The sequence below is a fragment of the Lentilactobacillus farraginis DSM 18382 = JCM 14108 genome (assembly GCF_000583655.1).
In the GTDB taxonomy this organism is placed as follows: Bacteria; Bacillota; Bacilli; order Lactobacillales; family Lactobacillaceae; genus Lentilactobacillus; species Lentilactobacillus farraginis.
Genome location: NZ_BAKI01000057.1, coordinates 1 through 11,805 on the forward strand (window position 1 = coordinate 1; position 11,805 = coordinate 11,805).

Sequence of the window (11,805 nt, forward strand, 5' to 3'; positions counted from 1 at the left end):
GATGTCGCAAGGGGGGGGCTCGCCGTGTAGTCAAGGGTGGGGGTCGCCGTGTGCAAAGGTGGGGTATCGCTACGCAAACAAATTTTTAAACCCTTGCTATCACTGGATTTTGAGAGGGTCGAAATCTCTTAGGTCTTTAAGGTCTTTAAGATCTTTAATAAGGCAAGGGGCGCACTTTTAAAAAAGCGCCCTTGCTATAATACACATAAACAAACCAACAAGGAGAATGCCGACATGAGTAACAGCAAAGTTAAAGATCAAATCAAACAGCAACTACCAGACTTCTTAAATGGGCAAGGAATCAGCATTGATAAACCATTTACTTGTTTGAATCCCGAACACGATGATAAAAAACCTTCAATGTCATTTGATAAGAAGGATGGTAAACATGTTCATTGTTTTGGATGTGGGGCTTATTGGGACATATTTGATTTAATTGCTGTTACGAAGTTACATGCTCAAATTGTTGCCGATAATCAGGGTAAACCAGTACCAAACTTTAACTTTGCGGATGCTTATAGCTTAGCCATTAAAATGTACGGCATCAATGCCGAGCCGTTGACGACTTCTAACAAAACCGAACAAAATCAGGTTAAAAATGAACAATTAGGGATGCAGTCTAAAGTAAATGAAATTAATCAGAAGCTAGTTGCGACCGCCCAAAGCAACTTGCAGAACACGGATTACTTCAGCAAGCGAGGAATCAGTTTAGAAACGGCTAAAGCGTATGGATTAGGTTACAGTAGCGAATGGGTAAGCCCCAAAGCTATCTTAAACGGGGCAAAACCGGAAGCATCCCCCCGCCTTATTATTCCGACTAGCAATACAAGTTATATCGCTAGGGATGTTAGGAATGATCTAACTGAAGCTGAACAGAAGTATGCCAAAATGAAAGAAGGACAAGTTCATATCTTTAATGAACAAGCCCTTTCGAAGAATCAGCCAATTTTCATTGTTGAAGGAGAGATTGACGCTCTAAGTATCATTGAAACGGGCGTAGCGCAAGCAGTCGCATTAGGTAGCACAAGTAATGTGAACCTGTTTGCTAAATGCGTTTCTCAACAGCAAAACCAGTTTAAAAACAATGATTATCAGCCAACTTTCCTAATCGCAATGGACAATGACAGCGCCGGCCAACTTGCGACTAATCGTCTAACCAATACATTAAATAAATTACATTTAACGAACTATGATGTTCAGATCGCACGAGGACACAAAGACGCCAACGAAGCGCTTGTAGCTAACCGAAAAGAGTTTGAAGATGAATTAGCCCAAACGGTTAAAGACCCTAACAACTATCTACAAGGACTACTGGACTACATCAACAACAGTCAAGATGTGCAAGCAATTCCGACTGGTTTCGATAATTTAGACAAAGTATTAGACGGCGGTCTTTATGAAGGTTTGTACGGAATTGGGGCAATTTCATCATTAGGGAAAACGACTTTTGCTTTACAGATTGCTGATTATATTGCAATGAATGGCAGACCGGTCATGTATTTCGCCCTTGAAATGGGACGTTATGAACTAATGACAAAGAGTATTAGCCGGCATACTTTCATGAACGCATCTATCGACCACAAGCCCGAACTAGCTCAAACGACTAGAAGCATCTTAAAGGGAAAGTGGCAGAAACGTTACAGTAAGGCGCAGTTAGCTAATGTTACGAAGTCGATTGAGCAGTACGGCGACTATTACAGCAATGTGGTTATTCATGACGGAACTGAAGCTCGTCCCAAAATATCTGATATTCAAAAAGTAGTCGATGATTATGTTTTGCGAACCGGCGAGCGTCCCGTAGTTATCATTGATTACTTACAGATACTCAAACCTGAAGAACCAAGTGCAACCGATAAAGCGAACGTAACGACTTCCGTTAATGCAATGAAGAAACTTGCTACCAAGCATCACATCCCTGTAATTACGATCAGTAGCTTTAACCGTGATAGTTACAACACCAAAGTAAGCATGAAGTCCTTTAAGGAATCCGGCGACATTGAATATAGTTCGGATGTTTTAATTGGACTTCAGCTTACAGGAACAGGCGACGAAGACTTTGATGTTGACCATGCGAAGGCGCAGGAATGCCGTGAAATTCAAGCGGTTATTCTAAAGAACCGTAACGGGCAAACCGGCGACACATTAGACTTTGCATACTATCCAATGTTCAACTTCTACCTTGACCCTGAAGCATCCCTAAAGGGCAATTCTGAAGCGCCTAAGACGACAATTGATACAGCAACTTTAAAAGTGAATGCAGCGATACATTGCCGATTATGGACGGTTGGGAAGTTACATCAGCTAAAAACGGCGAGCATTTATATCGGAATACTGAAACTTCTGAAGTTATTGACGAAATGCAGTATAAGACGTTATTAGGTAACCAAAGGTAAGTGAATCTCGTTATGATCTTGAATTAACCTTATTAAATGTGCGCCAAAAGAAATTCTTTATTGGAAGAAAGGTGTGGCAGGCAACGCTGGACAGCATAAGGATTATAGCAATAATTGAGCCGGTATTCAGAGAATTAAAGAGTGTTAGTACATTTAACCGTATTAAGTTTGATACTAATAAACTAGTTATTATAAGCGCTCCGAATAAAAAGTTAAGCTTAAAAATAGGGTTGATGTAGTCTTTAAATACATTATCGACAATGATTTTCGGAGCTTCAGGCGCAAGATTTGGTATATGCGAAGCCCTTTTATAATTAATAAAAGCACAAGTGTAGTAGAGAATATCCGCAACGATCAGGAAATAACATAGTAGCATAACAGTATTTCTAGTAGTTGTTTGGTTAGCATTTATATATTTTAAAAGATTGGACTTGCGGTCGTTGAAAGTACCGCTGTAAAAGAATGACAAGAGATAGAGAACGATTAAACTTATTAGTTTATCAATGCCTTCAAGTTCGTTTAATGGGGCTACAACTATATCGCTAAAGAATTTCATTTGTTATTCCAGCTTTCTTATTGATTTTTGATTCAATAACAATATAAGCCTTGAACCGATTTCTACACATTCACTAAAAACGGGGTTAGAACATGAAATTAGACTTTGGAAGCTTAATAGATGAAGGCAAAACACAAAATCGCCATAAAACGCCGTCTAAGCCATTTAAGCTACTGCCGGCATAATTGCCAATAAGGATAGCAAAGCAACGGCTGACAGACATTCTGAAGGTCAAAATGTGAGTGTTTATCTAAAAAGCAGTGAGTTGGGTTATCAACAACTATCTGAAACTATCCGTTTGATAAAAGCCGGTGGAACGTGTGAAGAAATAATCGTCCCTGCCCTGATTGCTTTAAAGAAATTTAGTAACAGTGCTGAACTTAAAAAGATATTGGGATAAAAAGAAAGCTATCTTGTATTCATGTCAGGATAGCTTTTTGTTTGTCATTGTAGATGTACCAATTAGACTAATGTTAGCAACATCAAATATACTAATGTTAGTTTATTATAATATATGTATATGCTAACATTAGTATGTTATAATATTTGTAGAAGTTAAACTAGGATAGAAGGGATGTAAGAGTATGGACAAAAGGGAAATTATTGAAGCGGAAGTAATGCCGGTTAATAAGAATGATCGTAATGGTTTAACGACATTCAATTCAACCAATCAACGTGATTATTTTAATATGTTTGTGGCATTCATTGACGCTACCCCAAACACCCTACGGACTTACAAGACATCCCTAAAACAATGGTTCAAGTTTACGCAGGAGCATAACATTCAACAGCCAAAGCCGGAAGATGTGAAGTTATACCGGAAGGAATTACAGGATGCTGGTAAGCGGGCAACAACAGTTCAAAACTACATCATGGCAGTAAAGCAATTCTTTAAATGGACTGAAGAAGCCGGCATCTATCGAGATATTGCAAAACATGTAAAAGGCGTCCGCATTAGTACCGAGCATAAGAAGGATTATCTAACCAGTAAGCAGGCTAGAAAAATACTGTTAACGATCGACCGGACATCTGTTAAAGGCAAACGTGATTATGCAATGCTGGTTTTAATGCTGACAATGGGACTGCGAACGATTGAAGTATCTCGTTCAAACATTGAAGATATGCGGGCTAGTGGCGACACAACTGTTTTATATGTACAAGGTAAAGGACACGATGAAAAGGATGCGCCGGTAAGAATGCCGGAACATGTTGAAAATGCCATTCGAGAATATTTGAAGGTACGGGGCAACGCATCCCCTAAAGAACCGTTGTTTACTTCTACCAGTCATAACAACGCCGGACAACGTTTAACAACCAGAAGCATCAGTGGAACGGTTAAAAGCTGTTTTAGGCGGGCAGGGTTCAATAGTGATCGTTTAACGGCACATAGTACACGACACACGGCGGCAACCCTAAACCTTTTGAATGGTGGCACGCTAGAGGAAACTCAACAGCTATTACGACATGCTAACCTACAAACAACCGAAATCTATGCGCATCATTTAACCGCAATTAAGAATAAAAGTAGCAATCGTGTTGATAATGCTATTTTTGGTAAGGATATGTAAACATACTAATGTTATAATGTTAGTATATACTAATGTTGGTACAGATAAGGGGATGAAGTTTTGACGACAACAATTACAGTTACTAATCAAAAAGGCGGAACGGGTAAGACCTCAACGTCTTTATTCCTAGCCTATGGGTTAGCTGATCGAGGGTACAAAATTTTGTTGGTTGATTTAGATGCGCAGGCAGACGCTAGCTATTCCACCAATTTAAAATATGACCCAAAGAAAACAACATTCGAACTTCTTTTACAGGATATTGATATTAGGGATGCGATTGTTCATGCAAACATGCCGGATGTAAAAGGTTCATTAGACTTAGTTCCCGCAAGTCCTAACCTTGCGACCTTAGATGTTCAGATTGCCCGTAGGCAATTAATCGACACCCAATACAATTTAAACGATGCATTAAAGGATGTTAAAGAGAACTACGACTTTATCATCTTAGACACACCACCGTCATTAAGTATCGCCGTATTGAATGCTTTAACCGCTTCTGATTATGTGATCGTCCCAACGCAAGCAGACATTTACAGCTTAAAAGGTTTAGGACAACTTGCACGGACAATTTCATCAATTAAACGGCGGTCGAATCCTGACTTAAAAGTTGCCGGTATTCTAATCGGACGTTACGACACCCGAACCAACTTCACTAAAGCCATTACGAACATGTTTAACGAAACTAGCCAACGGCTACAAACAAAAGTCTTTAAGAACAAGATTAGGGAAGCTATTGCTATCAAGGAAGCGCAGGGCGAACGTACCAACATCTTTACTTATGCGCCGAAAGCTAAAGTAACAAACGACATCAACAAATTTATCAATGAACTTTTAGGAGGTTTACTATGATGCAAGCAAAGAAGAAAGACTTTACCCAAATGGAAAACCCTGCCGACATTTTACAGGATGAAATTAGTACCGAACCAGACCGACCAGAAGTTATGACCACTGGTAAGAGAAACGTTGTTAGTCGTAAAGCGCCTGAACAGAAGCGTAGCGAGCGTATGGGTTTACTGGTTACGCCGGCGACTGCTAAAGATATTAAGCTGATCGCATCCTTGAAGGAAACCAGTGTGAATGCTATCGCTAATAAGTTACTGGAAAACTATATTAAAAATTACAGCAAGAAGAATCCCAATACTTTGGAATCGGCAAGGAAGTTGTTTAAATGAACGATTTTGAAACTTGTTCTTTAGCTTTATCATTCATCTTTGCGTTCTTTGCCAAATCAGCTATTAATTTGACAGCTTTAGAAGAATCGTTTAGATCACAAAGAGCTATAAATGTTTTAGTTATTTCGTAAATAGATTGAATTGCTACAAAAACGTTATGTCTCTGGTATATAATACGTTGCCATTTAGAAAGCGTTTGTTTACTAGCATAATCAACAACGGATTCACCATATATAAAGAACAGGTTCCTTAAGCCGGCATTGCCTGCTTTCTGCGCAGCATGCTCAATATCATCCAGATTGAACTTTTTATCTTTTGTTTCTATCGTGTAAATTAATTTATTATTTAAATTATTAACAATATCAATATCTCCTACTTCCAGTGAAGACGTTCCGGCTTCATTTACAGGATGGATAAGGAGTTTGCCATTAGGAATAAATGAATTCACGTATTCAGAAAAAAGATAAGCAATAACTAGTGGCAGGGTTTGACCCTCGATAGGTTTACTGTTTAATAAAATTAACCGATTGTATAATTCAATTTGTGTGGAATTGCTTAACTTCATATTATTTACATTGATAGAAAAATAATCGTTAATTACCAGATACAGACTATAGCAAATAGCATTAAACAGATTCTTATCATCAAATGTTGGCAAAACATCTACCAATGTATTTAATTTATCCTGGTCGCTCCCTCTCCGTACAGCGTTGCTTTTATCTAACATTTCATACCTGGCGGGCTTATTAGCCCCTGGTTCATTTGAGCCACCTAGTTGATTATTCAAATACTTGCGTTCAAATGGGACGATAATATTCTTCAAAAGACTTCTATTATCGTAAGCACCTGGAACATTAGCTTTTGCTTGTAAAGATAGTATGTTTACTTTTGGGACAGTATACTTAGCAGTTAATGCAGCTAATAATATGTATTTATATGTTTTATGATCTCCCAAAAATATTTTTTCTAGTAGATTAAATTGTTGAGAGGTTAATCCATTTGTAAATTCATTTGTTGCTTTTGATGTTTCTACTTTATCTAAAGCCTTTATCAAATTCTTGGTCATTTCACTCTGTTCGTTTTTTTCTATAGATATAGACATTTTATTAACACTCTCTCTTCAAACTTTAAATTTTTTATAAATGGAGGAATTAATTATGAAACTCAATACATTATCCTTGTTTACAGGAGCAGGCGGCTTAGATATCGGCTTTGAAGAAAACGGTTTTAATATCACAGTCGCTAATGAATGGAATAAAAATGCTGCCAACACGTACCAAGTTAACCACCCAAATGTGAAGTTACTTCAAGGAGATATTGAAAAATATTTAGACTATCTATATAGCTTATCTAACGTTGACGTAGTCATAGGCGGACCTCCTTGCCAAGGATTTTCAGTCGCTGGAAAAATGGATGTCAACGACCCAAGAAATAAAATGGTGTGGCATTTCCTAAACGTTGTCCAACATGTAAAACCTCAAGCCTTTGTTATTGAAAATGTCAAAGCTCTTTATCAGTTAGCAAAGTGGGCACCGATCAGAGAAAAAATTATAAACATTTCTGAAAATATGGGATATTCAATTACGCCTATTTTATTAAATGCGGTTGATTATGGAGTGCCTCAAAAAAGATATCGAGTGTTCTTTATTGCTTTCAAGAATAAAGATGTTTCAGCCGATGAAATTGCTTATAGATTGCAACAGAAAAAAAGAGTTGCACCCACTGTTAGAGAAGCATTAGCTACAATACCTAAAATTGGCAGTAAAGGTAATCCGCTAGATAGTACTGCAAAAATCACATTTGCTACAAATCCAATTCTTAGAAAGTCAGCCTATGCCGGTATGCTATTCAATGGGGCTGGTAGACCGATTAACATTGATGAATACGCCAATACTCTTCCTGCATCGATGGGAGGCAACAAGACCCCAATAATAGACGATGAAGCCCTTTATAATAACAAAAAGAATTTCGCTGAAATATATAGGGAAAACCTTGATGAAGGATATATTCCTGAATTTAAAGAGGCACCTAAACGACTAAGACGCCTCTCAATAAAAGAAGCATCCCTTTTACAGACATTTCCAAAAGACTATGAATTTACTGGACCAATGAGTTCTCAATATACCCAAATTGGCAATGCTGTTCCACCATTGCTAGCGAGTTCAGTTGCCAAAGTTGTTAAAGATATTCTTTCGAATACCCCTATGAAAAAAACTAAAAAATCGCCATCTTTTCAATTGAATATTTTTAATTAATACAATACCTAATTAGCATATCATTGCACGCTAACTTCTACAAATATACATTAGCGGAAGTTAAAACATGATATTTAATCCCGAAAGAAATATTTAGGGTCTACGACAAACCCGACATCCTAAAAAAGCACTATCTAAAGAAAGGAGCATCCTTAATTGAAGCCAGAAGATACTAAACAACAGTTCATCATGCTACGGGCAGAAGGACTAAGCTATGGTAAGATTGCCGAAAAACTTAATATCAGCAAGGCAACCTGTTCAGCATGGGAAGCCAACTTTACAAGTGAGATTGCTAAACGGAAGCAAGACCGCCTCGAAGAATTGTATTCAGCTTATGGGATGCTCAAAGATAAGCGCATCTCATCACTAGGGCAAACCCTTAACAAAATCAACGATGCGATTGATGATATTGATTTATCAGACGTTGACCCGATCAAACTGTTAGAGTTAAAGCTAAAGTATCAGGAAGCGTTAAACAAAGAGTATGTTGCGCCAAGCACAGGGGAAGCCGTTGACTTCTCTAACGGTTTCAATTCTAGCGACATTAACCAAGAGCTAGGACGTTTAATTGAATTAGCCAAAGCCGGCGAGTTATCCGGCGATCAATTGACGCAAGAGTTACGTGTTCTGACCGAAACATTAAAAGCTTATAACCAAACCGAATTGGAACAACAGCTTGAAGCGTTGACGGCATCGCTTAGCTAGAAGGGAATTGTTAGACATGGTAAATAAGAACAACTTACAACGATTAATCAAGAACGGCAAATGGACGGGGAAAAGTTTAGGAATTGCAATGATCTTAAACATCGCCGAATTTATGAAGGGTAATCCTGAAATACTTTCTACCGAACAAGTTAATGAAGCCATGAATAAGCTGGAACGAAAAGACGGACTGGTTTACAACAAATATGTTGATCTATATAACGTTTTAACCGACTTATATAACTTCTGTAACACAACTTCCTTAGACGCCATTAGTAATTACCAGATTTTAAGAACCTACATCAGTGGCATCATGCAGGCTAAAATTACTTCACAAGTGATCGAAACTAAACCGGTAGAAATCAGTGAACGTCAATATTCAACTTATAAGACGAAACTCAAAAAGTATATCAAAGACGACAGCGCCGGCATTGCTAGTTTAAAAACTTGCTTAGCCGAGATTGTTTTTCAGGCTAGTATTGATAGCGATGTTGCTAAACCAATTCTCGAAAAATATAAACATGAAACGGTTAGCGATAAATACTTAAAAGAACTAAATGACAACATAAAAAGCCAATGGGGAACTGAACCAGAAAACCCTGAACAGTACTATGCAATGCCGGAGATGTTTACCGGCTATTATGCACTACCGGACGGAACGACCTCAAAAGACATCAGTGAAGACGATTTTAAAGCCCGTGTTCATGCTGAAAAATTAAAATTAGTTGGGTTAAAATTTAGCTATTCTTTTAACGACAAAAACAGCAAGATGCGCAAAGCATCCCCTGAACAAACCTTTAAAGAATGGCAAAAATCAAAGAATGATGCCGGAATTAAACTTGCTTACGAAAACGAAATTCCTTTAACCGATGCCTTAGGTTTATTAGAAAAAGAGCATCCCTTATACAAACTCGAAGACCCATTTAAATGGGTAGACGGGACAACTGACCCGATCACTAAAAACACTACTAAGTACGAAGTGTTACATACCTATTTATCCGATCTTGAAAGCATAATCGACGGGGAAGACAACATTAGTGAATATGAAGATATTGCTGCTTTTATCAGCGATGAATACAGTGAACTAATTGACGCCGTACTTGCTGACTTAAAGAAAAACGATAAAGTAAGAGTATTATTAGACGATGCTCCTGATGATATTTTTGAGTGGTTTAGTTCCAATGGCGCTTTTGCAAAAGCAGGAATGTCGTACTACCAAGACATAGTTGCGCCAAGCAACAATTATGACTTAAGCGATGTCATGCCGGAATCAATCAGACACACGGCTAAAAACTATGGTTATCTGATTAAGCCCAATAGCAAAAACAGCGACATCACTACTACCTTTCAACAACACAATATTGGTAACAATCATCGCCGGCTACTTAACCAGCTCTTAAATTCGATTTCATTGCAGGGGGTAGCTAACGATCAGGAAACCTTAGACCACATTAATTCCTCTTATGAATCCGTACGGCAGGGCATTAACTATATGCGCGCATTTGAAGCATTTATTGACGGTTTGATTGAATATACCAACAAAAAAGAATTAGCTGACCTGAAGAACTTTGCCCCATTCCACCGTTTGCACGGCGCTATTCAAGATTTTAATGAGTTCGTTTATCTGGAATATCACGAACTTGCTACGCCTTCATTGAATTATGACAATCCAATAACGAAGAAGCAGAAGGAACAGTGTGCTAGGGATGCTAAGACCTTTAAGAAGATTTTTAAACCCGTAGCCGTAGATAATTTAGATGTCCCCGAAGAAGCGCAAAAGACTGTTAGAGCATTGATAGCTAGCTTCTTTGATCTTGGGAATGACACCAAAATTACTGCAAGTAAAGTCTTACAGGACATCGCAGGGGGGCTGTAATCATGGTTAAACAAAAAAAGACCACACCAATTAAAACCCCAAGCCTAGCGCCGTCTAAGAAGTTCACTTCCGATAGCTACGATCTAATTACCCAAAACAAACCAATAAATGATATTTCTCGTTTGAATTCTAAACAAGGAACTACCAATTTATTATCAACGCAAATCATTAAATCCGGCGACATCACTGCTACAATCAGTGATGCCAAAGAAGGAAACAGTTTTACCCCAACAGAAGCTATTATCTTTGATTACATGCTCGCCCAGCACACTAGAAGTAACAACGAGAACAGCCGGACAATATCGTTTTCAGTTACCCAATATATGAATGACCGAAACCTTAAAGACCGCAGGAATGCCAAGCATCAATTAGATAAAGGACTGCAAGCATTCTTACGAACAACACTTTCTTATTCCGGAATGAAACGCCCCAACGGGAAGGGCAAACGTCCTAAAGATGTCGATGCTTTTGACGGCATTAATATCTTAACTTCTGCTCATAGAACGCCGGACGGCATCGTTACCGTATCATTTAGTCCTGAATTCAATGATATTATCACGAAGCGAGGTTTAGTAATGCCTTATGCTAAAGCAACCTATCAAATCAATCCGCAAAAGCATCCGCACGCTTACTACATTGTCCGTAAGATGCAGGAACAGAAACGAATTGCATACGGCGAGCCTAATGCTGATCGCCTACGAATCAGCACCCTTTTAAATGCAATCCCGTCCCTACCAACTTATGAAGAAGTCAAAAAGACTAATCGTAATTACAGTGGGCGAATAATAGAACCGTTTTTCAGAGATTTAGGGGACACGCCACAAGTTCAACAGATATTCAAAGATTATGCTTTCCTTGACCCAGACGGACAACCATTTACAAAAGACACTTATGACACTCTTTCTTACGAACAATTTATTAACAGTATGCTTGTTGTAACTGCTTGGGTCGACTACCCTGAAGAATCTGTTAAGCGCTGGAAAGATAACCAAAAGAATCACATTGATAATGCCAAGAAATCAAAGAAGTAAGTTACCTTTAAAAAAGGGCCTTGTCCAAAAAACCGTTTTTAAGGGTGGGGGTATCGCTACGCATCCCCTAATCCCTTGATACACCAGTGGTTTGACGCATTCTGTTCCAACGACATTTTAACAGTCTAACCCAAAACAAACGAAGAAAATAAGACCCTCATCCCTTGATATTCCTGAAATTTTCAAAGGGTGGGGGTCGCCGTGTGCAAGGGTGGGGGTCGCCGTGTGCAAGGCGGATCAACTTTAACCGTT

General features: G+C 38.5%; 10 protein-coding genes. 9 read left to right on the forward strand and 1 reads right to left on the reverse strand.

Going from position 1 to position 11,805, the window contains the following annotated elements:
- Positions 1–234: 234 nt before the first annotated feature.
- The 5 genes from JCM14108_RS12685 to JCM14108_RS12705 all read left to right on the forward strand — a co-directional run bounded on the left by JCM14108_RS12685 (position 235) and on the right by JCM14108_RS12705 (position 5,689).
- Positions 235–2,379, forward strand: a complete 2,145-nt coding sequence (locus tag JCM14108_RS12685; RefSeq protein WP_051996192.1) for a DnaB-like helicase C-terminal domain-containing protein — start codon at positions 235–237, stop codon at positions 2,377–2,379.
- 808 nt (positions 2,380–3,187) lie between these two features.
- Positions 3,188–3,349 (forward strand): hypothetical protein, encoded by a 162-nt coding sequence (locus JCM14108_RS14725; RefSeq protein WP_160168516.1) that lies wholly within the window; start codon positions 3,188–3,190, stop codon positions 3,347–3,349.
- 184 nt (positions 3,350–3,533) lie between these two features.
- A complete protein-coding gene (locus JCM14108_RS12695; RefSeq protein WP_225434503.1) occupies positions 3,534–4,517 on the forward strand; it encodes a tyrosine-type recombinase/integrase in 984 nt (327 codons plus the stop codon).
- 60 nt (positions 4,518–4,577) lie between these two features.
- Entirely contained in the window at positions 4,578–5,366 is a 789-nt protein-coding gene (locus JCM14108_RS12700; RefSeq protein ID WP_035181294.1) for a ParA family protein, read from the forward strand.
- Positions 5,363–5,689 (forward strand): hypothetical protein, encoded by a 327-nt coding sequence (locus JCM14108_RS12705; RefSeq protein WP_152536955.1) that lies wholly within the window; start codon positions 5,363–5,365, stop codon positions 5,687–5,689. The genes JCM14108_RS12700 and JCM14108_RS12705 overlap by 4 nt, the downstream gene beginning before the upstream one ends.
- Here the strand turns inward: JCM14108_RS12705 and JCM14108_RS12710 are convergent.
- The gene (locus tag JCM14108_RS12710; protein WP_035181296.1) at positions 5,682–6,791 is read right to left on the reverse strand and encodes a restriction endonuclease, SacI family; all 1,110 of its coding nucleotides are present in this window, start codon (positions 6,789–6,791) and stop codon (positions 5,682–5,684) included. The two genes, JCM14108_RS12705 and JCM14108_RS12710, sit on opposite strands and share 8 nt — an antisense overlap.
- A 55-nt stretch (positions 6,792–6,846) precedes the next feature.
- Here JCM14108_RS12710 and JCM14108_RS12715 point away from each other — a divergent pair, with 55 nt between their 5' ends.
- The 4 genes from JCM14108_RS12715 (at position 6,847) to JCM14108_RS12730 (ending at position 11,553) form a co-directional block, all read left to right on the forward strand.
- Entirely contained in the window at positions 6,847–7,944 is a 1,098-nt protein-coding gene (locus JCM14108_RS12715) for a DNA cytosine methyltransferase (RefSeq protein WP_035181297.1), read from the forward strand.
- A 156-nt stretch (positions 7,945–8,100) separates the two neighbouring features.
- Positions 8,101–8,649, forward strand: coding sequence for a helix-turn-helix domain-containing protein (locus tag JCM14108_RS12720; RefSeq protein ID WP_035181298.1), 549 nt, complete (start codon positions 8,101–8,103; stop codon positions 8,647–8,649).
- Between the two features lie 16 nt (positions 8,650–8,665).
- Complete coding sequence (locus JCM14108_RS12725) at positions 8,666–10,522, forward strand: STAS/SEC14 domain-containing protein (RefSeq protein WP_035181299.1); 1,857 nt, start codon at positions 8,666–8,668, stop codon at positions 10,520–10,522.
- Positions 10,523–10,524: 2 nt separating this feature from the next.
- Positions 10,525–11,553, forward strand: a complete 1,029-nt coding sequence (locus JCM14108_RS12730) for a RepB family plasmid replication initiator protein (protein ID WP_035181300.1) — start codon at positions 10,525–10,527, stop codon at positions 11,551–11,553.
- Positions 11,554–11,805 lie beyond the last annotated feature (252 nt).

What these genes read in the sequence shown, in the direction of transcription:
- JCM14108_RS12685 (WP_051996192.1), top strand. Translation starts at nt 235, where the DNA reads ATGAGTAACAGCAAAGTTAAAGATCAAATCAAACAGCAACTACCAGAC.
- JCM14108_RS12730 (WP_035181300.1), top strand. Translation starts at nt 10,525, where the DNA reads ATGGTTAAACAAAAAAAGACCACACCAATTAAAACCCCAAGCCTAGCG.
- JCM14108_RS12725 (WP_035181299.1), top strand. Translation starts at nt 8,666, where the DNA reads ATGGTAAATAAGAACAACTTACAACGATTAATCAAGAACGGCAAATGG.
- JCM14108_RS12705 (WP_152536955.1), top strand. Translation starts at nt 5,363, where the DNA reads ATGATGCAAGCAAAGAAGAAAGACTTTACCCAAATGGAAAACCCTGCC.
- JCM14108_RS12710 (WP_035181296.1), bottom strand. Translation starts at nt 6,791, where the DNA reads ATGTCTATATCTATAGAAAAAAACGAACAGAGTGAAATGACCAAGAAT.
- JCM14108_RS12715 (WP_035181297.1), top strand. Translation starts at nt 6,847, where the DNA reads ATGAAACTCAATACATTATCCTTGTTTACAGGAGCAGGCGGCTTAGAT.
- JCM14108_RS12695 (WP_225434503.1), top strand. Translation starts at nt 3,534, where the DNA reads ATGGACAAAAGGGAAATTATTGAAGCGGAAGTAATGCCGGTTAATAAG.